General features: G+C 47.4%; 25 protein-coding genes and 1 pseudogene. 25 read left to right on the top strand and 1 reads right to left on the bottom strand.

What is annotated here, in order from left to right; all coding sequences use genetic code 11:
- The first annotated feature begins 6 nt into the window (after positions 1 to 6).
- From AC3B4V_RS04870 to AC3B4V_RS04845, 6 genes are all read left to right on the top strand, one after another.
- Complete coding sequence (locus AC3B4V_RS04870) at positions 7 to 201, top strand: hypothetical protein (RefSeq protein WP_152995552.1); 195 nt, start codon at positions 7 to 9, stop codon at positions 199 to 201.
- A 71-nt stretch (positions 202 to 272) separates the two neighbouring features.
- The gene (locus tag AC3B4V_RS04865; protein ID WP_195864802.1) at positions 273 to 1,157 is read left to right on the top strand and encodes a MerR family transcriptional regulator; all 885 of its coding nucleotides are present in this window, start codon (positions 273 to 275) and stop codon (positions 1,155 to 1,157) included.
- A gap of 56 nt (positions 1,158 to 1,213) precedes the next feature.
- Positions 1,214 to 1,804 carry an adaptor protein MecA gene (locus tag AC3B4V_RS04860; protein ID WP_406747596.1) on the top strand — a complete coding sequence of 197 codons (591 nt, stop codon included), beginning with the start codon at positions 1,214 to 1,216 and terminating at the stop codon, positions 1,802 to 1,804.
- Positions 1,805 to 1,943: 139 nt separating this feature from the next.
- Positions 1,944 to 2,888, top strand: a complete 945-nt coding sequence (locus tag AC3B4V_RS04855; RefSeq protein WP_214857989.1) for a D-alanine--D-alanine ligase — start codon at positions 1,944 to 1,946, stop codon at positions 2,886 to 2,888.
- A 134-nt stretch (positions 2,889 to 3,022) separates the two neighbouring features.
- Entirely contained in the window at positions 3,023 to 4,288 is a 1,266-nt protein-coding gene (locus AC3B4V_RS04850; RefSeq protein ID WP_488377917.1) for a Glu/Leu/Phe/Val family dehydrogenase, read from the top strand.
- Between the two features lie 121 nt (positions 4,289 to 4,409).
- Positions 4,410 to 5,399, top strand: coding sequence for a YpdA family putative bacillithiol disulfide reductase (locus AC3B4V_RS04845; RefSeq protein ID WP_214859818.1), 990 nt, complete (start codon positions 4,410 to 4,412; stop codon positions 5,397 to 5,399).
- Between the two features lie 52 nt (positions 5,400 to 5,451).
- Here the strand turns inward: AC3B4V_RS04845 and AC3B4V_RS04840 are convergent, their stop codons facing one another.
- Positions 5,452 to 6,420, bottom strand: a complete 969-nt coding sequence (locus AC3B4V_RS04840; protein WP_195864806.1) for an asparaginase — start codon at positions 6,418 to 6,420, stop codon at positions 5,452 to 5,454.
- A gap of 168 nt (positions 6,421 to 6,588) precedes the next feature.
- On the opposite strand from AC3B4V_RS04840, the gene prsW reads away from it, so the two are divergent.
- From prsW to AC3B4V_RS04745, 19 genes and pseudogenes are all read left to right on the top strand, one after another.
- Entirely contained in the window at positions 6,589 to 7,272 is a 684-nt protein-coding gene (gene prsW / locus AC3B4V_RS04835) for a glutamic-type intramembrane protease PrsW (RefSeq protein ID WP_488377916.1), read from the top strand.
- Positions 7,273 to 7,284: 12 nt separating this feature from the next.
- Positions 7,285 to 7,941, top strand: a complete 657-nt coding sequence (locus tag AC3B4V_RS04830) for a flagellar brake protein (RefSeq protein ID WP_214859820.1) — start codon at positions 7,285 to 7,287, stop codon at positions 7,939 to 7,941.
- 76 nt (positions 7,942 to 8,017) lie between these two features.
- Positions 8,018 to 8,692, top strand: coding sequence for a (d)CMP kinase (gene cmk, locus AC3B4V_RS04825; protein ID WP_488377915.1), 675 nt, complete (start codon positions 8,018 to 8,020; stop codon positions 8,690 to 8,692).
- Positions 8,689 to 9,288: a lysophospholipid acyltransferase family protein gene (locus AC3B4V_RS04820; protein WP_214859824.1), complete on the top strand. Its 600-nt coding sequence runs from the start codon at positions 8,689 to 8,691 to the stop codon at positions 9,286 to 9,288. Before cmk ends, AC3B4V_RS04820 begins: the two co-directional genes overlap by 4 nt.
- Positions 9,289 to 9,390: 102 nt before the next feature.
- Complete coding sequence (gene rpsA, locus AC3B4V_RS04815) at positions 9,391 to 10,524, top strand: 30S ribosomal protein S1 (protein ID WP_023468647.1); 1,134 nt, start codon at positions 9,391 to 9,393, stop codon at positions 10,522 to 10,524.
- Positions 10,525 to 10,647: 123 nt separating this feature from the next.
- On the top strand, positions 10,648 to 11,958 hold the full coding sequence (gene der / locus AC3B4V_RS04810) for a ribosome biogenesis GTPase Der (RefSeq protein ID WP_029342014.1): 1,311 nt from the start codon (positions 10,648 to 10,650) through the stop codon (positions 11,956 to 11,958).
- 14 nt (positions 11,959 to 11,972) lie between these two features.
- Positions 11,973 to 12,998 (top strand): NAD(P)H-dependent glycerol-3-phosphate dehydrogenase, encoded by a 1,026-nt coding sequence (locus AC3B4V_RS04805; RefSeq protein ID WP_050677441.1) that lies wholly within the window; start codon positions 11,973 to 11,975, stop codon positions 12,996 to 12,998.
- Between the two features lie 39 nt (positions 12,999 to 13,037).
- Positions 13,038 to 13,214, top strand: a complete 177-nt coding sequence (locus tag AC3B4V_RS04800) for a DUF2768 domain-containing protein (protein ID WP_034786022.1) — start codon at positions 13,038 to 13,040, stop codon at positions 13,212 to 13,214.
- Between the two features lie 20 nt (positions 13,215 to 13,234).
- Complete coding sequence (locus AC3B4V_RS04795; protein ID WP_244290148.1) at positions 13,235 to 13,945, top strand: hypothetical protein; 711 nt, start codon at positions 13,235 to 13,237, stop codon at positions 13,943 to 13,945.
- An 85-nt stretch (positions 13,946 to 14,030) separates the two neighbouring features.
- Positions 14,031 to 14,303 (top strand): HU family DNA-binding protein, encoded by a 273-nt coding sequence (locus AC3B4V_RS04790; RefSeq protein ID WP_012370671.1) that lies wholly within the window; start codon positions 14,031 to 14,033, stop codon positions 14,301 to 14,303.
- 140 nt (positions 14,304 to 14,443) lie between these two features.
- Positions 14,444 to 15,022 (top strand): heptaprenyl diphosphate synthase component 1, encoded by a 579-nt coding sequence (locus tag AC3B4V_RS04785; protein ID WP_023468642.1) that lies wholly within the window; start codon positions 14,444 to 14,446, stop codon positions 15,020 to 15,022.
- Between the two features lie 42 nt (positions 15,023 to 15,064).
- Positions 15,065 to 15,751: pseudogene (locus tag AC3B4V_RS04780) on the top strand (demethylmenaquinone methyltransferase); the annotation flags it as partial.
- A gap of 1 nt (position 15,752) precedes the next feature.
- Positions 15,753 to 16,715, top strand: a complete 963-nt coding sequence (locus AC3B4V_RS04775; RefSeq protein ID WP_195864810.1) for a polyprenyl synthetase family protein — start codon at positions 15,753 to 15,755, stop codon at positions 16,713 to 16,715.
- A gap of 93 nt (positions 16,716 to 16,808) precedes the next feature.
- Positions 16,809 to 17,225, top strand: a complete 417-nt coding sequence (gene ndk / locus AC3B4V_RS04770; RefSeq protein ID WP_058704890.1) for a nucleoside-diphosphate kinase — start codon at positions 16,809 to 16,811, stop codon at positions 17,223 to 17,225.
- Between the two features lie 192 nt (positions 17,226 to 17,417).
- Complete coding sequence (locus AC3B4V_RS04765; RefSeq protein ID WP_023468638.1) at positions 17,418 to 18,194, top strand: CheR family methyltransferase; 777 nt, start codon at positions 17,418 to 17,420, stop codon at positions 18,192 to 18,194.
- Positions 18,195 to 18,213: 19 nt separating this feature from the next.
- Positions 18,214 to 19,368, top strand: a complete 1,155-nt coding sequence (gene aroC / locus AC3B4V_RS04760; protein ID WP_035396818.1) for a chorismate synthase — start codon at positions 18,214 to 18,216, stop codon at positions 19,366 to 19,368.
- A complete protein-coding gene (gene aroB, locus AC3B4V_RS04755) occupies positions 19,365 to 20,426 on the top strand; it encodes a 3-dehydroquinate synthase (protein WP_488377914.1) in 1,062 nt (353 codons plus the stop codon). The genes aroC and aroB overlap by 4 nt, the downstream gene beginning before the upstream one ends.
- Positions 20,417 to 21,673 carry a 3-phosphoshikimate 1-carboxyvinyltransferase gene (gene aroA / locus AC3B4V_RS04750; protein WP_488377913.1) on the top strand — a complete coding sequence of 419 codons (1,257 nt, stop codon included), beginning with the start codon at positions 20,417 to 20,419 and terminating at the stop codon, positions 21,671 to 21,673. The genes aroB and aroA overlap by 10 nt, the downstream gene beginning before the upstream one ends.
- 11 nt (positions 21,674 to 21,684) lie before the next feature.
- On the top strand, positions 21,685 to 22,971 hold the full coding sequence (locus tag AC3B4V_RS04745) for a tetratricopeptide repeat protein (RefSeq protein ID WP_488377912.1): 1,287 nt from the start codon (positions 21,685 to 21,687) through the stop codon (positions 22,969 to 22,971).
- The last annotated feature ends 8 nt before the right edge of the window (positions 22,972 to 22,979 follow it).

Genomic DNA, 22,979 nt, shown 5'->3' with positions numbered 1-22,979 from the left:
TGAACATTGAGTAAACAAGATCAGAGACGGTTGCATCAGAACGAAGAGGGGCAGTCACTTCCACCGCGTTCTTCGCGTATCGAACACGTTCGAAACGAGCGATTAAAACAACCATTTCGAAAAAATCCGTTAGCAATCACGTTGACGGTGCTCATGATCACGATCATCATCGCCTTCGTCTCCATCGGTTTCATGATGTAAGGGCACATTGTGAACGGAGATTTTTTTCCTTTCAGCGTATACTAGAAAGGAAGGGGAAGGAGGCACGATGCATGGATCGTGGGAAATATAATATCAAAGCAGTCGCTGCGTTAGTGGGACTCAACCCGACGACCATTCGTGCTTGGGAGCGGAGATATCAGGTGCTTGATCCGGATCGAAGTGAATCCGGACATCGCATCTATAGTGATAACGACGTCGCGAAATTACGCTGGATCGTCGATAAACAAAAAGAGGGGTTATCTGTCTCTAAAGCAATCCAGTTGTATGAGATGCCTGTTAATCGGGCTGAAGTACCGCACGATTACGGAGTCGAACTGCGAGATCAGTTATTTCAGGCATTGACGAACTTTGAAGAACGACATGCGCATGACATCATGAATAAAGCATTCTCGATGTTTAGCTTCGATAAAGTCATTCAGGACATCGTCGGTCCACTTTTGCATGAGATCGGAGTGAAGTGGGAGTCGGGTGAGATAACGATTGCCCACGAGCATTTTGCGACGGCATTTCTGAGAGCTCGCCTTTCGACATTGTCGTTACAGATGCCGATCAATCCGTTCTTACCACGAATCGTCTGTGTCTGTGCGCCGGAAGAAGAACACGAACTCGGACTACTTTTCTTTACACTTTATTTACGACAATCTGGATTTGATGTCATTTTCCTCGGTTCCGGTATACCGGTTCAGGACTTAGTGACGGTCACACACCAGCTGCAACCGAAAGCCGTTATTCTTTCCTGCACGTTATCGGATCATTTACCGTTGCTCGATGAAGCGTTGGCACGTTTGATGGCTGATTTTCCGGATCTTGAGATTGGTCTTGGAGGTTATGCGGTCGATCAGCTCCCGGAACGGTATGGTCCACATTTACTTGGTGCAGACGATCAATCTTGGAAAAGTTGGTTAAGTCGACTCACTCCGACAACTGGTGTATAGTATGATTCATAGCGAACGGAGACATCAGGTTTCCGGTTTTGACTGGAGGAGTCTATATGAGGTTTGAACAAATGAAACAAGGACACCTTCGTGTCTTCATCACAAAGCAGGAGTTATCGCTTCACGACGTTCGACCAGAAACGTTGGCTGTCGGGAAGGGACAAGCTTTATTGCGTAATCTATTAGAAGAAGCCGAATCGAATTTTGGTTTTCAAGCAGCAGGAACACTCGAATTTTTCGTCACATTCTTTCCGAATGACGGGATGCTCGTTGATGTACGTCGTGAAGGCGATTTGCCAGAAGAGATGAACGAGGAGTTCGATCAAGTCGAAATCCGTATGACAGTTGATATCGTCCATCACGTCTTATATGCTCTACAATCGCTAGAAGACGTCATTCAAGCGAGTCATGGATTATTGCGACATATGCCTCGTACAGAGACAGGGGGTAGCCTCTACTTCTTCGAGGGAAGCTATTATCTCTATTTCCAAGAACGAATGAATGAGGCGCTCGAGCGAACGGTGACGACGATTTTATCTGAATACGGTGAACCGAGCCCGAAAAGTCCACTCGTCATGGCGGAGTATGGGAAAACGATTCAGGCGGAACATGCTGTCGCAACGATAGCCGAACAGTTTAATATGTAAAACATCAGGTGCGCCATTCCCTCATAGGGGGATGCCGCACCTTTTTGTCTTCTGCTGGAAGTGGCACCATTTTGTATTTTTTCATCGTCAGAAGGATGGTATGATAATCATTGAACGTAAGAAGAAGGAGTGAAGTAGGATGAAAGTGGCAGTATTATACGGTGGGACTTCAGGAGAACGGGAGGTTTCATTAAACAGTGGAAAGTCGATCATGGAAGCATTAAACAGTAAAGGGCATGAGGTCACGGCTGTTGATTTCCACCCTGATCAAGCGCATGAACTCTTCCAGCTGGATGTAGATGTGGCTGTCATCGCTCTTCACGGGAAAATTGGTGAAGATGGACGCGTACAAGCATTGCTTGAACTGGCAGACATTCCATATACAGGTTCAGGTGTGTTAGCGTCAGCGCTAGCGATGGATAAGGCACGTTCGAAAGTTCACTTTGATAAAGCAGGCATTACGATCGCCCGTGATGTGCTGTTAGAGCGTGGAGATGATATCGAAGCAAAAATCGCAGAGTGGAATGGTCAATTTCCTTGTGTCGTCAAACCAGCACAAGAAGGCTCATCAAACGGATTGACGATTGCTCAAGATGAGACGATGTTACGTGAAGGAATCGCTAAAGCCTTTGAAGCGGACGATGCAGTGCTTGTCGAACAGTTCATAAAAGGGCGTGAAGTGACAGTCCCTGTCGTCGGTCATAAAGGTGCAGAAAAAGCACTGCCGGTCATCGAGATCATTCCGAAGAACGCCTTTTATGACTATGAATCAAAGTATGCCATCGGAGGTTCGGAGCATATTTGTCCTGCTGAGTTGGATGAGACAACGACAGAAAAACTTCAAGAATGGGCTGTTAAAGCGCACCAAGTCCTTGGCTGTGCAGGATACTCGCGATCTGATTTCCTAGTACCGGAATCCGGAAATCCAGTCATCTTGGAGACGAATACACTTCCTGGTATGACTTCGACCAGTTTATTCCCGGACGGTGCACGAGCAGTGGGAATCGAATATCCGGAATTGGTCGAATATTTCATGGAACTGGCGATCGAACGACATCGTCAAACAAAACAACCAAATCAATGATATCCTAGGAAAAGAAGTGAGAAAGCGCTTACAAATATAGGCGTAACCCCTTTCATTACGTTCGAGAAAAGAGTATACTTTATCCGAACAAGGAAACGGCATAGGGGATGCCACTTATGGGGAGGAACGTTGGAATGATCACTGACCAACAACATGCGAATCACCGCAAGAACGTACTGGAAGCGACACAAGAAATCGTCAAGGAGGCACTAGGGAAACTTGGTTATCCAGACGAGATGTACGAATTACTTAAAGAACCACTCCGGATGTTGACAGTCCGGATTCCGGTACGGATGGATGATGGTTCGACGAAAATCTTCACAGGATATCGTGCGCAACATAACGATGCCGTTGGACCAACGAAAGGTGGAATTCGTTTCCACCCGAACGTGACGGAAGTCGAAGTCAAAGCATTATCCGTCTGGATGAGTCTGAAGGCAGGTATCGTTGACTTACCATACGGCGGCGGTAAAGGCGGAATCATCTGTGATCCACGTGAGATGAGCTTCCGTGAAATCGAACGTCTCAGCCGTGGATATGTCCGTGCTATCAGTCAAATCGTTGGACCGACGAAGGATATTCCAGCACCTGACGTCTTCACGAACTCGCAAATCATGGCATGGATGATGGACGAATACAGTCGAATCGATGAATTCAACTCACCTGGTTTCATTACAGGGAAACCGCTCGTCCTCGGTGGCTCACACGGTCGTGAGACAGCGACGGCGAAAGGTGTCGCAATCATGATTCGGGAAGCGGCTGCTAAAAAGAGTATCTCGCTCGAAGGCGCACGTGTCGTCGTTCAAGGATTCGGCAACGCCGGAAGTTTCTTATCGAAATTCATGTATGATTTAGGTGCAAAAGTCATCGCGATCAGTGATGCGTACGGAGCACTCCATGATCCAAACGGTCTCGATATTCCATACCTACTCGACCGTCGTGACTCGTTCGGTACCGTGACGACATTGTTCAAAAATACGATCTCGAATAAAGAATTGCTTGAACTTGAATGTGATATTCTTGTTCCGGCAGCAATCGAGAATCAAATCACAGAAGACAATGCGCACGATATCAAAGCAGCGATCGTCGTTGAAGCGGCTAACGGTCCGACGACGAACGAGGCGACGAAAATTCTCGCTGAACGTGACATCCTGATCGTTCCGGATGTTCTTGCTTCGAGTGGTGGCGTAACGGTCTCTTACTTCGAATGGGTACAGAACAACCAAGGGTATTACTGGACGGAAGAGGAAGTACACGAGAAACTTGAAAAAGTACTCGTGAACTCGTTCAACCAAGTCTATCAGACAGCGCAGACGCGAAATGTCGACATGCGACTTGCCGCCTATATGGTCGGTGTCCGGAAGATGGCGGAAGCATCTCGTTTCCGTGGTTGGGTCTAATATGATAATGAACGTCCGCTTCTTCTTTGCGAAGAGCGGGCGTTTTGCATTGCAATTTCTTTCGTCTATGGTAGAGATTTGCTAAGATATAAAAAAAGCAACCGGAAGAGGAGATATTCGAATGTTAGATTGTATCGTAATCGGTGCAGGACCGTGTGGGTTATCGGCAGCGATCGAAATGCAAGATCGGGGACTAGACGTCGAAGTGCTCGAAAAGGGAAATATCGTCGAAGCGATCTATCGTTATCCGACGCATCAAACGTTCTTTTCAAGTAGTGAGAAGTTAGAAATTGGTGGTGTACCGTTCATCAATAAAGAATTAAAACCGCGACGTCTCGACGCTCTCGTCTATTATCGAGAAGTCGTCAAACGAAAACAGTTGACGATTCGTCCGTTTGAGACCGTCGAGCGGATTGAACGTCAAGCAGATCATTTTATCATCCACTCGGAGCGTTCCGGGGAAAAAAGAAGCCGAGAAGCTCGCTCCGTCGTGCTTGCGACAGGTTATTATGGTTTACCGAACCGGATGGATGTTCCTGGAGAGGAATTACCTCATGTCTCGCACTACTTTACGGAAGGACATCCGTATTTTGATCAAGATGTCGTCGTGATCGGTGGGAAAAACTCGAGCGTCGATGCAGCGATTGAACTTGAAAAAGCGGGAGCGCGTGTGACTGTCCTTTACCGTGGACCGGAGTATAGTCCATCCATCAAACCTTGGGTGTTGCCGAACTTTGAATCTCTCGTTCGTTCGGAAAAGGTCAAGATGATTTTTGGAGCGTCAATCGAAGAAATTACGGAGCAAGAGGTGATTTATCAAATAGATGGAGATAAACAGACTGTCCGTGCTGATTTTGTTTTTGCGATGACAGGTTACACACCCGATGTCGGATTGTTCGCTGACACAGGTATTACGATTGATCGTAAAACAGGCATTCCAAGTCATGACGAAGAGACGATGGAATCGAATGTCCCGGGCATCTATATCGCAGGTGTCGTCGCAGCAGGATATGACGCCAATAAAATATTCATTGAAAACGGACGTTTTCACGGTGCAAGCATTGCCAACCATCTCGTTGAACGCTTACGTGGTGCATCGGTACAAGCCTAAACAAAACCTCTTGATTTGGAAGATAAATTTCCGGATCAAGAGGTTTTTTCATTTATTCAACGCGGAATGATTCTTCGAGTTCTAGTTGTGAGGCATCGATTTCAAGTTCGACCATCAGTTTAAGCCGCGCTTTTTGTGAATTCAGTCCATTCGAGAAAATGACGCCGAGTTCTTTTAATTGTTGTCCGCCACCCGTATATCCATATACATCTTGAACGATTCCGTTGAAGCAACGGCTGACGATGACGATCGGCATGACGGTAATCAATTCAGCGATGGCATCCACGATGCTTGGTGGTACATTCCCTTGACCAAGAACTTCAAGGACGAGCCCATCATAACCGAGTTGTTTCACAGCAAGTAATAGGTCGGGCTCCATACCGGCATAGACTTTAAGAACGGCGACCCGTTTTGAGAGCGAAGTCACCATATGTGTTTGTTTTAAGAGTGGTGTATTGAATAAGTAGACATGATCCTTCGTTACCATACCAAGATTTCCGAAATGAACGGATTTGAATGTATCGACGGATGACGTATGCGTTTTTGTGACGTTGAATGCCGAATGGATTTCCCCGTTGAAGACGACGAGGACACCTTTTCCGCGCGCAGCTTCACTGACAGCGACACGAAGTGCCGTAATCAGATTAAACTCACCATCGGATCCGACCTCATTGGAAGAACGCATGGCTCCTGTCAAAACGATCGGAACAGGTGCACCAAGCGTCAAATGTAAGAAATAAGCCGTCTCTTCCAGTGTGTCCGTTCCGTGAGTGATGACGACGCCGTCGTAATGTTCCTTCTTGAGCTCACTCTCGATGAAATGGGCTAGACGTAACATGATGTCAGGTGTCATATGCGGAGAAGGTAAGTTTGCGAAGTGACGCGTCGTAATATTGGCAATATCTGTTGCTCGCGGGAGTGAAGCGTCGAGTGGATTGATATCATTTGGTAAGACATGACCAGAATGATCCTGTGCCATGGCGATCGTTCCACCCGTATGAATGAGTAATAATGATTTCATGCTAAAGGGTCCTTGTCTACAGACAGAAGACCTTCACCTACTTTCTATAGCGGATTCAATTCGTTCTCCCATATTGTAACCTTTTTCCCTCTTGAAACAACGAGGACGTTTTCTTTTTTCCAAGAAACCTTTATTCTTATAAATGAGGAAGAAAGGGGGAGAGGAAGCGTGGTTCAAATCGTTTTCTCCGGAGTTGCCCCAGGCATCGCACTCCTAACTTATTTTTATCTACGTCACGAACATGAATCGGAGCCAGTCGGATATATTCTTCGAAGTTTCATTTTCGGTATTTTACTTGTCTTTCCCTTGATGTTCATCGACTATATCGTCCAGACAGAGTTTGGTGGGCGTGAAGAGGTACAGTTGATTCGAACAGCTGTCACGGAAGAATTCGCCAAATGGTTTGTCGTCTTTTATACGGTCTATATCCATCAACGGTTTAATGATTATTACGACGGGATCATCTACGCGGTAGCCTGTTCACTTGGGTTCGCAACGCTTGAGAATATTTTATATCTGATGGTGAATGGAACAGTCGAACATATGCTGTTCCGGGCACTCTTACCAGTATCTGGTCATGCTTTGTTTGCGGTCATCATGGGATTCTTCATGGGCATGGCGAAATTCTCGCCTCATCCTTATCGCTGGTTGTCCCTCTCGATTGCGCTTCCGGTATTTGCGCATATCTTATTTAATTTGTTAATATTGGAAAATGGTGGTATATCTTTTTTGCCAATCGTCTTCATGGTCATCCTATGGACGATTGGATTATTTCAAGTACGAGGTGCCAATCGTTTAAATCAGCGATTTAAACGAAAAAACAACATTCAGATGGCATCGAATAGAGAGTAGGAGCGAAATAGTATGATGGAAATTGGGGATTTGGTAATGCTTTCGAATAGTGAGGATCGACAAGGTCGCACAAAGGTGACGGCCGTGACGAATCGATTGATTTGGATTGAAGCACCGAGTGAGGTCGCGACACTCAAAACATTCATCTTGTCAGAGCAAGAAGAAGTTTCATTTTATTTCTTTAAGGAAAAAGGCAAATTATTTGGATTTGATACGGTTGTTGTTGAACGACAAAATGATCCACTTCGCGGTCAACGATATGCTTTGAAACGACCGAAGGATGATCAAATCGAACGCATCCAACGACGTCAGTTCGTCCGAGTACCGCAAATACTCGATGTTGCTGTACACCCTCATAAAACGCATTTCGAGCCGTTTACGACGGTGACGCTCGATCTATCGGCTGGAGGAATGATGATCTTGTCGGATCAATTACCGGTTCAAAAAGAGGAAGAGGTGGAAATGACATTCATTTTGCCTACAGGTGAGGGCATATCGAGTACATTAGATGTCATCGCTGAACTCGTTCGAATTGATCGGCGTGAAGAACGATATGAATTAGCATTCCAATTTACGATGATTCCCGACAGAAGTCGCGAACTTGTATTGCGTCACTGTTATCAAATGCAAATGAAAAGTTCAAGAAGGGGCATGAATCCATTCACCTGACCGCATTTTTTTGCTATGATAACGTTCGGAAGAATGAATTCCCGGTAATTATAGGGAAGATGGAAGGATTGGATGGATGATGAAAAAGATTCAAATCGCTTTAGATGGACCAGCGGGTGCTGGAAAAAGTACGATCGCAAAACAATTGGCAGCGCGCCTTGACTATGTATACATCGATACAGGAGCCATGTACCGGGCCGTCACACTGGCAGCACTTGAACAATCACTTGATCTCAACGATGGGGAAGTGCTCGGAGAATTAATGAAATCGCTTGATATTCGTTTAACACCAGGCGAAAACGGGCAACGTGTCTTTATTGGTGATCGCGAAGTAACGGATGCGATTCGTTCCATCGAAATCACGAATAATGTCTCGTTCGTCGCTCGTCAAAAAGAAGTCCGGGTTGCACTCGTCACGGCACAGCGGAAATTAGCTGAACGCGGTGGAATCGTCATGGATGGACGTGATATCGGCACAGTCGTATTGCCGGATGCAGAATTAAAAGTCTTTTTGACGGCAACTGTCGAAGAGCGTGCAGCTCGAAGACACCGTGAAAATATCGCGCGTGGGATAGACAGTGACATCACGATTCTTCAAGAAGAGATCGCACTGCGTGATAAGCGCGACAGCGAACGTGAAGTCTCGCCATTGCGCCAAGCTGACGATGCACTATATCTCGATACGACAGAGATGACGATCGATGAAGTCGTCGTCCGATTGATGGAGCTAGCAGAGGGTGTCCTAAAATGAAACGTCAAGATACCATTTACCGGATTGCCCGGTTTGTCGTCTGGGTCATTGCGAAAACAGTCTTCCGATTGAAAGTGACAGGACAAGAGAACATTCCAAAAGACGGTTCTTTACTCGTCTGTGCCAATCACAGTTCGAACTGGGACCCGGTCTTCCTCGTCAGTGCGATTCCGCCAAACCGCGCGGTGCGTTACATGGCAAAAGAAGAACTGTTCAAAGTTCCTGCCTTAAAACAATTAATGATTGCGGCAGGAACATACCCTGTCGGTCGCGGTCAAGGAGATCGTCAAGCCTTGAAACGGACGATTGAACTATTGAATTCAGATGAGACGGTCGGTATTTTCCCAGAAGGAACGCGATCTGCGCCAGGTGAATTTACAGCAGCACAACCAGGAGTCGGGTTCTTTGCGTTACGATCGAATGCGCAGATTTTACCGATTGCCATCATCGGATCATACCGCCCGTTCAAACGGATGCACGTCGCGGTCGGGAAACCGGTTGATATTTCGGATTTACGTGATCAACGGGGCGCAGCGAAATCGATTTCTGACCGAATCATGGACGAAATCAAATCCGTCTACTTCAATCACGCTTAATACCTTGACAAATAGTCAGAATTGTAAGAAGTTAGAAGCAGGATAAACGCATTGACACGTGTCAGGCGTTTCTTGTACTCATCGTGAGGAGGTTGTTTTGGAATGGTCGAAGAAATGAAAGATATGCCTGATTTTGAAATTCATCGGGACCAGGTAGTTACCGGAATGGTCGTGAAAATTGAAGACAAGCAAGCACTCATTGATATCGGATATAAAACAGAAGCCATCTTACCGATCAGCGAAGTATCGAGTCTTCATCTCGATGATATTCGCGGCGTGCTGAACGTCGGAGATGAACTACAAGTGAAGGTCAAGAAAATCACGGATGAAGAGGTCGTCGTCTCGAAACGAGAAATCGACGCGCTCAAAGCGTGGGAGCAAGTAGAAGAGAAGTATAAATCAGGTGAGATCTTTGAAGTTGTCGTCAAGGACATCGTCAAAGGTGGACTCGTCGTTGATATCGGTGTCCGCGGATTCATTCCAGCGTCACTCGTCGAACGGCATTATGTCGAGGATTTCTCGGATTACATCGGTCGTTCGATCGAAGTCAAGGTCGTTGAACTCGATCAAGAAAAGAACCGTGTCATTCTCTCGCACAAAGCTGTCGTTGAAGGCGAATTGAACGCGAAGAAAAAAGAGACACTTGAAAATTTAGAAGTAGGTCAAATCCTCGAAGGTACAGTCCAACGTTTAACGGACTTTGGTGCTTTCGTTGATATCGGTGGCGTCGACGGTCTCGTTCATATCTCTGAGATGGCACACCACCGTGTCGAGCGTCCTTCAGATATCGTCACGGAAGGTCAAAAAGTCGAAGTCAAAGTACTTGGTGTCGACCGTGATACAGAAAAGGTCAAGTTATCGATCAAGGAAACACAACCTGGTCCATGGCAACAGATGGAAGGGAAGATCGAAGCTGGCGATATCGTTAAAGGACGTGTACGTCGTCTCGTCCAGTTCGGAGCCTTCATCGAACTTGCACCGCAAGTAGAAGGACTTTTGCACATTTCGCAAATCGCGAACCGTCACATCGGTTCACCTTCAGAAGTACTCGAAGAAGGACAGGAAATCGAGGCGAAGGTACTTGAAGTACGTCTTGATGAGCATAAGATTTCGCTATCAACACGTGTCCTTGAAGAGGAAGAATCATCCGCTGACGATTATTCGGATTATACGAATCAATCAGAAGGATTCTCGGTCGCTGACTTGACTGAGGACGATTCTGATCAGAAAGAATAAGCAATGACACAAAGCGGACACAAGCGTGTCCGCTTTTTATATGCGGTTTGTTATGGTATATGACAGTTTGATTTGATACAATAGAACGGCTATGAAGCGAGAGAAGAGAAAGAAGGTGTTGGGATGGCAATTCCAGTCGTGGCGATCGTAGGTCGCCCAAATATCGGAAAGTCGACGATTTTTAACCGGGTGATTGGAGATCGGGTTTCAATCGTAGAAGACAAGCCAGGCGTTACCCGCGACCGTATTTACGGAACTGGAGAATGGCTGAATCGTCATTTTCATTTGATTGATACAGGTGGAATCGAAGTCGGGGATGAGCCCCTACTTCAAATGATGCGTCATCAGGCGGAGCTCGCCATTGATGAAGCGGATGTCATCATTTTCATGGTGAACGGACGCGAAGGAATCACAGCAGCGGATGAGGAAGTCGCGAACATGTTATTCCGTTCGAACAAACCAGTCGTCGTAGCTGTCAACAAAGTCGATAACTTTGAAATGCGTGATTTAATGTATGAATTTTACTCCCTTGGATTCGGAGACTTGTTCCCGATTTCTGGTACACATGGTCTTGGTCTAGGTGACTTACTCGACCGTGTCCTTGAACTCGCACCAGATAAAGAAGAATTAGAATATGACGAAAGCACGATCAAGTTTGCCTTGATTGGTCGCCCGAACGTCGGGAAATCAAGTATGACGAACTCGATTCTCGGTGAAGAACGTGTCATCGTCTCAAACATCGCCGGTACGACACGCGATGCGATCGATACACCGTTTACGCGAGATGAGCAAGAATACGTCATCATCGATACGGCCGGGATGCGAAAACGCGGGAAAGTCTATGAATCAACAGAACGTTTCAGCGTCATGCGTGCTCAAAAAGCAATCGAACGGGCAGATGTCGTCTGTGTCGTGCTTGATGGCGAAGAAGGCATCATCGAGCAAGATAAAAAAGTGGCGGGATATGCTCACGAAGCAGGTCGCGCGGTCATCATTGTCGTCAATAAATGGGATGCTGTCGAAAAAGATGATAAGACGATGAAAAAGATGCAAGAAGAGATTCGGGAAGAATTCCGTTTCCTTGACTATGCACCCATCGTCTTCGTCTCAGCGAAAACAAAACGTCGTTTGCAGACGTTGCTACCGGTCATTCAACAAGCAGCGCACAGCCATGCACAACGGATTCAGACAAGCGTCTTGAACGATGTCATCGTTGACGCTGTCGCGATGAACCCAGCGCCGACGGATAAAGGAGTTCGTCTTCGGATCAACTATGCGACTCAAGTCGCGTCACGTCCGCCAACGTTCGTCTTGTTCGTCAATGATCCAGAATTGTTGCACTTCTCTTATAAACGATATCTTGAGAATCGGATTCGGGAAGCATTTGATTTTACAGGTACACCAATCCGGATTTTAGCTCGTCAAAAACAATAATGAGGTGAGTCAGTATGACCAAAATCGCTGTCATCGGAGCGGGGAGCTGGGGAACAGCGCTCTCGCTCGTCTTAGCCGATAATGATCAGGAAGTCATGCTTTACGGTCGTGAACAAACAAATGTCGACCGCATCAATGAACATCATGAAAACGCGCAATTTTTGCCAGGTGTCATGTTACCACAATCATTGAAGGCGACGACGGATCTTAAAGTGGCGGTCGAAGGCGCAACGCATATCTTGATCGTCACACCGTCCTCTGCGATTCGTTCGGTTTCCCGACAATTGAATGAATTGTTGACGGAACCAGTCGTTTTGATTCATGCATCAAAAGGAATCGAGCCAAAGACGCATCTTCGGTTGTCAGAATTAATCGAAGAAGAGGTCGATCCTGCGAAACGCAAAGCGGTTTGTGTCTTGACCGGTCCTTCGCATGCCGAAGAGGTCGCGTTACGTAAACCAACGACAGTGACCATCGCATCGGATGATTTAGAAGAGGCTGGTCGTGTACAGGAGCTGTTTACGAATGAAAACTTCCGCGTCTATCTGAATGCGGATATCATTGGAGCTGAACTCGGTGGGGCGCTCAAAAATATCATTGCGCTTGCCGCAGGTATGACGGATGGTCTCGGTTACGGGGACAATGCCAAAGCAGCGTTGATTACGCGTGGAATGGTCGAGATGGCTCGTCTTGGTACGATGCTTGGAGCTAACCCAATGACGTTCACTGGATTGACGGGAATGGGTGACTTGATCGTTACTTGTACATCGGTTCATAGTCGAAATTGGCGTGCGGGGAATGCCATCGGTCGCGGTGAAAAATTAGAGACGGTGCTAGAAAACATGGGAATGGTCGTCGAAGGTGTTCGTGCGACCCAAGCGGCGTATGATTTAGCGGAGACAAAGCAGTGTGAGCTCCCAATCACTTCCGCCCTCTACCATGTTCTCTTTGACGGTCATACACCGGAAGAAGAAGTCAAAAAGTTGATGCAACGACCACAGAAAAATGAGATCGAGCATCTCTTCACGACGAAAGATTAACGGAGTGGGGTGGAAACCTTGAGTCCAGGATTAATAAAAATGTGGATCTCGTTCGCTGGCATTGGACTCTTTGCGATCAGTGTCTTGCTGGTCACGGTCAGTCGGACGAAGTTGAAAGGGATATGGCAGGTTCTCGTATCGACTTTGGCATTCGTATGTTTCATCGTTGCGTCGATCATCATGGTGTTCATCGTCATGGCGGGACCAAGCGCATGAAGAAGTGGTTCGTGATCCTCATGCTCATTCCGGTGACGTTGTTATCGGGTTGTCTGTTTCCAGACAGTCAGAAACCGTCGAACCGCGTACCGTATCCGCAACAGTTACGTACCGTACAGGATGCTGTCGATGCGTATCAAAAAGACACGGGTGTTTTGCCAATCAAGACGATGGAAGCAGATACTCCGCTCATGGAGCGTTATCAAATCGAATTAGGGCGGCTCATTCCGCGTTACATGAGTGATCCACCATCGAACAGTTTTGAAGGTGGCGGAACATTCATCTACCTGTTAGTCGATGTCGATACGAAACCGACTGTTAAGTTGATGGATTTACTTGTTGCAGAAGAGTTACAGAAGCTTCAAGTTCGGATTGATGCGTATCGGAAGAAGAACGAAAAGTATCCGTTTAAAGGATCGTTCGGAAAAAACCAGTTTACGCTTGACTATAAAAAATTATTTATCAAAAAAGAACCGACTGTCCCAAGTCCGTACTCAGATGAAAAGTTGTCGATCTATGTCGATGGTCAAGGACGCCTCTTCATCAACTATTTACCTGAGTTGAAGAAAGCTGTTCAAACTGCGAAGAAAAAGCCGAAAGTCGGTCAAGATATTCGGTATTTGCTCTATGAAGATCAACCTTTTGTTCCTGCCTATTCTCAAAGCTACACGATAAACGAAAAAGGCGAACCTGTGTTTTCAGAGGAATCGAGCGAAGAATCTGAAAATTGAACGTTATTTACACGAAAATGTTGTAATAGCAACGTTTATGGGGTATGATTACCCTCGAAGAAGTGATTGGGAGGGGGTGAAAGTAATGAACAAAACTGAACTCATTCAAGCAGTCGTCGAAAAATCAGGTCTTACAAAAAAAGACGTGACGAAAGTTGTTGAATCAACATTCGAATCGATCACTGAGACACTTCAGTCTGGAGAGAAAGTCCAATTGATTGGATTTGGTAACTTCGAAGTCCGTGAGCGTGCAGCCCGTAAAGGTCGCAACCCACGTACGAAAGAAGATATCGAGATTCCAGCAAGCAAAGTACCTGCCTTCAAACCAGGTAAAGCATTGAAAGATGCTGTGAAGTAATCCGGCTACATAGTCGCCCGAGATTTTCTCGGGCGGCTTTTTTGTGGACATTCAGAAGCGTGAAAGCCCGCCGATTATGGTATATTAAAAAAGAAGAACGTCCATCAACGAGATGGCACTGGAGATCGGGGGGTAAAAGCATGGAACAACATGAGCTGCGCGTGGATGAAATCATCACTGCACTCACCACTAAACAAACGACACGATTGGCTCGACATGTGGATTTCCCTTCCATCGATCGTGAACAGATCAGTTGGTTGATTGATGTCGCTCAACATGACACGCTGGATACGGAAGCACTCGTCAAAGCGATTCATTTCGCACAAGTAGCGCTACGTCTGCATGAGCGTGTCAATGAAACGCTACGCGGTTCGAAGGAGCGACAGTTGCTTGTATTAGCAGGGGATTTATTCTCGAGCTACTTTTTCGAACAGCTAGCTGGGTTACCAAAAGAGATTCTCGTTTCACTCGGACGGACGATTCAACGGGTCAACGAAGCAAAGTGTGCCCTTCACGAAATGAATTATGCATCGACGGAAGAACGGGTTCTCTTGTGGTTAACAGCAGAGTTCGGATTAATGCAAGGACTCGCGGCAATCACGAAACGAGAATGGCTGACACGACAGGGGCGACAGATCATTCAACAACAGGCAGAACAATTGGATCTGGTCGCACAGAAATTACTGTTATCGCATCTCGAGCAGATGGCGGTAGCATGAGATCTTGGAAAGGGTGAGCGGTGTGCAGGCAAAAGATAAAGAAAAAAAGTATATGAAGTGTTTCAATCGATATCAACGAACTATGATCAAATGAATTCAGTCATCAGCTTTCGATTGCATAAATTATGGAGACGCGAGACGATGCGCCGGATGCAAGTTTTCCCGGGCGCTAAATGTCTCGATCTTTGTTGTGGGACAGCGGACTGGACGATTCAACTAGCGAAAGCAGCCGGTCCGACAGGTGTCATCAAAGGACTTGATTTTTCAGAAAACATGCTAAGAGTCGGCGTGGAGAAGGTAGAAGCGCTCGATATGAAAAATATCGAATTGATTCACGGAAATGCGATGGATCTACCGTTCGGTGATAACTCGTTCGATTATGTGACGATCGGCTTTGGTCTACGAAACGTACCGGATTATCTACAGGTCATCAAAGAGATGCATCGTGTCTTAAAACCAGGTGGAACGGTCGTCTGTCTCGAGACGAGTCAACCGACGGCACCGATTTTCCGCGAAGCATATTCATTGTATTTCGGAAAAATCATGCCACAAGTCGGACGATTGCTTGCGAAATCATACGATCAATACAACTGGCTACAAGAATCGACGGAAGTGTTCCTCGACCGCGTCGAACTGAAACAACTCTTCGAACAGGCAGGCTTCATGCAAGTGGAAGTCAAGGCATTCGCGGGTGGGGCTGCTGCGATGCACCTTGGGAAGAAGTGGTGAGATGTCACTGCATTCCATATACCGTGATGTCACGAAGGAAGTTAATTTAGTCGATCGTTTTCTGATCAATCATATCGCTTCTGAGGAACCAACGATCGATGCGGCTGGAAAGCAACTGTTGAAGGCTGGTGGAAAACGGATTCGACCGGCGTTCGTATTGTTAGCCTCTAAATTCGGGGAGGCAGATCGAGATGAGCTGATTCGTGTGGCAGCCAGTCTTGAACTTGTGCATATGGCGTCACTTGTTCATGACGATGTCATTGATGACGCAGAACTACGACGTGGAAAACCGACCGTCATGCAATACTTTGATGAAGAAGTAGCACTGTATTCCGGGAACTATCTGTTTGGAGAGGCGATTCGATTGATTGGTGAAGTCGGAAAGCCGGAACTTGTCCAAGTGATGGTCCATACGATGCGTGAAATTTGCGAAGGTGAGATTGAACAAATCTATGACCAATATGATTGGGAACAGTCGATTAAACGCTACATCAAACGGATTGAACGAAAAACAGCCATTCTTATCGAAGCGAGTTGTCACCTGGGTGCCATTGTTGCGAACTGTTCTGCAGCCGATACGAAAGCGTTACGGTTGTTTGGACGAGATATCGGACTTGCTTTTCAAATTGCTGACGATTTGCTTGATTTCACAGCGAATCGCACAGAACTTGGTAAGCCCGTAGCAGAAGATTTGCGTCATGGACACAAAACGTTACCTGTCTTTTATGGTGCAGAAGATGCTGTCTTTTATGAACGTCTTTCAAAAATCGAGAGTATGCCAACACATGAAGAAGTCGCACCCTTATTATCGTTTCTTCAAACTTCAGGAGCTCTTGAACGAACGCAACAAACAGTCGATCATTATATCCATCGTGCCATCAAACGTCTCGAACCATTACCTAAATCCTCTGCTAAACGATCGCTTGAAGAAGTCGCACGCTACGTTGGAAAACGAAAAGGATGAAGATTGTCAAAAATTTCTTGCTGTTCTTCTCAAAAGCCAGTAAACTTACTATGTAAGCGCTTTTCTAAAAGCATTTCATAGGGGGAACTAGAGATGGAACAGACATTTTTGATGGTCAAACCGGATGGCGTAGAACGTGGATTGATTGGGGAAATCATTGGACGGATCGAACGCAAAGGATTCATCATTCGTGAAATGAAAATGATGAACGTCACAGAAGAGCTAGCAAAAGCACATTACGAAGAGCATGCGGAGAAACCGTTCTTTGGAGAGTTGGTCACTTTCCTCACATCGGGTCCTGTCGTTGCACTTCGCGTCGAAGGCACAGACGTCGTTGCCGTCTCGCGTTTGATGATTGGGAAAACAAAACCACTTGAAGCAGCACCTGGAACGATTCGTGGTGATTTTGCGAACACGATGAGTGAGAACGTCATCCATGGTTCGGATAGTGTCGAGAGTGCGGAGCGTGAGCTTGCCCTCTGGTTTCAAGGACAACCAGTCAACGCGTAATACATGAATAGAAAGACAACGGGGAAGGGATTCGATTTGATCGAATCCCTTTTGTCGTGTTCTTGTAAAACGGAATGACCCAATTGTCTAATTGCTTTTTGGAATGCCTATAGCTTTATGCTACTATAGAAAATAAGTTGAACCGGTCATGGAAATGACCATTCGATATCGAGAGTGAGCGAGGTGTGCCAATTGGAAGATTATGAACTTTTTATTCAACGATTCAAGACCAAATCAGGGATTGATCTCGGTCAGTATAAAGAAGCACAGATGAAACGGCGATTGACGGCGTTACGTGACAAAAAAGGATATAGTACATTTGCTTCTTATATGCAGGCAATGGATAAGGACACATCGTTATACGACGAGTTTTTAGACCGGATGACGATCAATGTCAGTGAATTTTTCCGTAATCCGATTCGTTGGCAACAATTGGAACAAGATATCTTACCGATCCTAGAGTCGCGAGCACATGGACGAATCCGGACGTGGAGCGCAGCTTGTTCGACCGGAGAAGAACCATACTCTCTCGCGATGATTTTAAGTGAACGGCTCGATCCATCCGCCTTTACGATTCAAGCAACGGATTTGGATGAACTCGTTCTTGAAAAAGCCAAGCTTGGTCGATATGGAGCTTCTGCATTAAATGAAGTCGTCGAAGCGCGTAAAAAGAAATATTTCATCGAGCAAGAGCAAACGTTCGAAGTCGTTCCAGAAATCAAACGACTAGTTCGTTTCAGTAAACATAATCTGTTAGGAGACCGGTACGATACAGGGTTTGATTTAATCATCTGCCGCAACGTGCTGATTTATTTTACAGAAGAAGCGAAAGCGCACGTCTATCGTTCGTTCGTCGAGGCCTTAAAGCCAGGCGGAATCCTATTCGTTGGTGGAACGGAACAAATTTTCCAGCCCGAACGGTTTGGATTAAAGATGAAACAGAGCTTCTTTTACGAAAAAATCGGTTAAACAGGAAGGGATGAAGCGAATGCGTTACATGACAGCAGGAGAATCACACGGAAAAGGGTTGACCGTCATCATTGATGGGATGCCAGCAGGACTCACGATTGATTTCGAAGCCATCCAGCGTGAAATGACACGTCGCCAAGGCGGATACGGACGCGGACGACGCATGCAAATCGAACAGGATCAAATTGATGCACGTGGCGGGATTCGTCATGGATATACGACGGGATCACCAATCAGTTTGTTCATCGAGAATAAGGATCATACACACTGGACACAAGTCATGCAAGCGGAACCGCTCGAAGAACAGTTGGAGCGCCCGCGGACGTTGACGCGTCCACGTCCTGGACATGCGGATCTCGTTGGTGGATTGAAGTACGGTCATCGCGATTTACGCGATGTACTAGAACGTTCTTCCGCTCGTGAGACGGCAGCACGTGTCGCGGTCGGCGCCTTCGCTAAACAATTACTGAATGAACTCGGGATTGAAGTGTTCTCGCACGTACGGTCGATCGGTGGCATCGATGCACCGTGGAAGGATCCCGTCGAACATCAGGAAACGATTGACGCTTCACCCGTTCGATGTGCTGACGAACAAGCAGGACAACGGATGATGGAGGAAATTGATGCGGCCAAAAAAGAAGGGGATACACTTGGCGGTGAAATCGAAGTCGTCGTGACAGGCATGATGCCAGGCGTCGGGTCCTTCACCCAAAACGATCTAAAGCTCGACAGCCGGATTGCACAAGCTGTCATTAGCGTCAATGCGATGAAATCAGTCGGTTTTGGTGACGGATATGAACTTGGTCGTCGCAAGGGGAGTACCGTCCAAGATGAAATCGTTCATGATGCATCCGGCTATCATCGGCGGACGAACCATCTAGGCGGAATCGAAGGCGGGATGTCGACAGGCATGCCAATTCGCGTCCAAATTGCGATGAAGCCGATTCCGACGCTCTATCGTCCACTGCAATCAGTCGATATCGAGACGAAGGAAGCATTCACGGCACAAATCGAGCGAAGTGATGCTTGTGCCGTTCCAGCCGCATCGGTTGTTCTAGAAGCTGTCGTCGCATTTGAGATTGCGGTCGCTATCCTTGAAATGTTCGGGACATCGACACTCGATCGTCTTCAGGCTGCCGTCGCTGCTTATAAAGAGGAGGTTCGGACGTTTTGATCGAATTTGATATCCGGTTGAACACGTCATATCAAGTACTTATCGGAAATGGGGCATTAGCCCGGTTATCGCATCTTTCAGCGCTGAACGAGGCGGACCGCATCTGGGTCATCACGGATGAAACGGTACATCACTTGCAGATGGATCGATTGCAGGATGCGTTAGCGGATGTATCGCCGTCGATCGACGTTCACATCAGCACCGTTGCGCCTGGGGAGCACAGTAAGTCGCTGGCCGTTTATGGCGCTCTACTCGAAGAAGGGGTTCGGTATGGGATGACACGTCATAGTCTGATCCTTGCGTTTGGCGGTGGAATGATTGGTGATTTAGCGGGATTCGTCGCGGCAACCTTTTTGCGCGGCATCCCGTTCATTCAAATTCCGACGACACTGTTAGCGCACGATTCAAGTGTTGGTGGAAAGGTTGGTCTCAACCTCTCCCTCGGTAAAAACTTAGTCGGTGCATTTTATCAGCCAAGTGGTGTCGTGTATGATTTAACGCTCCTTCAGACATTACCAGACCGGGAATGGCGAAGTGGCTTCTTTGAGTTAGTCAAGCATGGGTTCCTTTCGCGACCATCATTTGCAGACTCGTTACTCGATGTTTCGCTGGATACTGTCAAAGGACTCGATTTGGAAGACTGGCTCGCACGGGGGATTAATGTGAAACGGGATATCGTCGAACAAGATGAGACGGAGCAAGGGATGCGTGCCTTTTTGAACTATGGACATACATTCGGTCATGCCGTTGAATATGCGAGTCCTGGTCTTGCGCATGGCGAGGCAGTAGGGATCGGACTCGTCTTCGTCAAGTTCTTAGAAGGAAATGACGAACAGGCGAAGCAGCTCGGACAATTGCTCCATCGTCTTGGAACGGAATTACCGGATCGACAATCGTTCAAGACCTACCTTGAACTGATGCGTCGCGACAAAAAGAACCACCAAGCAACGATTCGATTCGTCCTTGAAAAAGAAGGGCGCTTCATTTTAGAAGCGATCAGCGAAGAACGATTGCGTCAAGCATTCAATCAAACAGTGAGGTGTCTAGAATGGGCTTAAGAGGAACAGTACAAGTACCTGGTGATAAATCAATGACGCACCGTGCTTTCCTGTTCGGCGGAATCGCCGAGGGAACGACACGTGTCAGAAACGCACTTGAAGGGGCCGATTGTCTTGCTTCACTAGAAGCGATGCAGGCGCTCGGTGCACAAATCGATCGAACATCAGAGGAAATTCGGATCACCGGAACGGATACGTTCCAAGAAGCGACGATCGATTGCGGAAACTCGGGGACGACGATTCGTCTCTTGAGCGGTATCCTAGCAGGCGGTCAAGCGACATATGCGCTCGATGGAGACGCTTCCTTGCGCAGACGTCCGATGAAACGAATCACGGAACCGCTTGCCTTATTCGGAGCGAACATCACAGGTGAGACGGCGCCGCTTCACATCACAGGAACGCCGCTTGTCGGAACGACGTATACGTTGCCAGTCGCAAGTGCACAAGTGAAAAGTGCCGTGTTGCTCGCAGGTCTGCATGCGACGGGTGAGACGACTGTCATCGAGCCGATCCTGTCACGGGACCATACGGAACGGATGTTGCCGCAGTTCGGCGTTGACGTAGCGATCGATGAACGCGAGGATGGTCGGCATATTCGTGTTCAAGGTCCTGTACGCTTACAAGCAACGTCACTCGACATTCCAGGCGATCCATCGTCAGCAGCGTTTTGGTGGACGGCGGCAGCAATCGGGCAGGATAGTCGCATTACGACGACTCACGTCTTGATGAATCCGACACGGATTGGTTTTTTACAGACGTTACGACAGATGGGTGCAAGTGTCGAAATCAATCATCGCTCAGAAGACGGTGGAGAGGAGACGGCAGATGTGACCGTCGAGACGACATCGTTACAAGCAATCACGGTCGAAGGTGATCAGATTCCATCCTTGATTGATGAGATTCCGTTACTCGCTTTGCTTGCGACGCAAGCGGAAGGACGAACAATCATTCGCGATGCACAAGAGCTTCGTGTCAAGGAAACGGATCGGATCGAGACCGTCGTGACGGCATTACAGCGTCTTGGAGCGAACATCGAGGCAACGGATGACGGCATGATCATCGAAGGACCGACACCTCTGCAAGCAGCGGAAGTCGACAGTGCAGGTGATCACCGGCTCGCGATGATGTTGACGATCGCGGCGACGATCAATCCAGAAATTATGGTTCATGGACGCGAAGTAGTTGAAGTCAGCTACCCAACGTTCTATGATGATTTAAAGAAACTTCAATCCGACCAATCTGAGTAAGCAATAGGCGGATGACAGAAAGTGGGGCGTTTGCCTTGAATGAACAACTATTGAATGGCATCATCGAAGAATTAGAACATGGTCACACCTCAGAAGCGTTAGCAGCATTAGAAAAACTCGAAAAGACAGGAACGGATGAGGACCGCCTCGCCGTTGCCGATCTCTATATCGAACTCGGTTTGTCTGACCGAGCGGTCGATCTCTTGGCGCCGCTTTACGTCGAATATGCGGGTAACGCGGGAGTAGCCTTGTTACTAGCAGAATGTTATATCGATTTGGATCGCGAAGAAGAAGCGATCTCCGTCCTCGAACAGGTCGACACAATGGACACGGAATATGGTCCGCGTTCTCTCGTATTACTCGCTGACCTCTATCAGTCGCAAGGTCTTGACGAAGTAGCGTTAGCGAAGCTGAAGGAAGCGCGTAACCTTGCACCGGACGAACCGTTACTGGCATACGGTTTAGCCGAACTCTACATGACGCTCGGTGCGTTTGATCAGGCGGTACCGTTATTCGCCGAAATCGCGGAGCGACCAGAGTTACGTGCTGAATTGCCGCTCGATGCCCTTTACGCGGAATCACTCGCGATGACAGGACAATTTGAAGATGCGATTCCACTGTACGAACGTGCTGTCGCAGAACGCTCCGACCTGCATACGCTGTTTGGTCTTGCGATGACGGCTCACCGTGTCGGTCAACATCAAAAAGCGGTCGAGACATTCCAGCAATTGATTGCACAGGATCCGGACTATACGTCGGCGTACGTACCATATGCGGAAAGCCAAGCCGAACTTGGTTTGACAAAAGAAGCACTGAACGTCATCAAACAAGGAATGGAGCGCGACGATTACAATGATGAGTTGCGGACGATGGAAGCATTGTTCCTTCTAAAACTCGGCGATCGCGCTGGAAGCGTCCAAGCGTTGCGTGAGGCACTTGGCTTGAATCCGGAATCAATCGTCGCAGCGGAACGTTTGCTTTCGTTACTTGCTGAAGACGAGGACCACGAAGCGATGATCGAGACGATCTCTGCCATCGAAGAACACGTCACGGCTCCGATTCTAACATGGTACCGGGCACGCGCTTTGTATGCCTTAGAGGAATACACGCAAGCGATGGAGAATTATGCGATAGTCGAAGGTGCATTCACGGAAGATGCGCTCTTCTTGAAAGAGTATGGATTCGCACTCGTCGAGGAAGGACGGCGTGAAGAGGGACAACGTCTTCTCCGCCGCGCTGCTAAGTTGACACCAGAAGATAACGAACTCGTCGACTATGTTGAACGAATGGATGGATGACTTCACGG

It is taken from the genome of Exiguobacterium sp. E17S, assembly GCF_057772545.1.
This window is presented reverse-complemented; position numbering and strand designations above follow the sequence as displayed.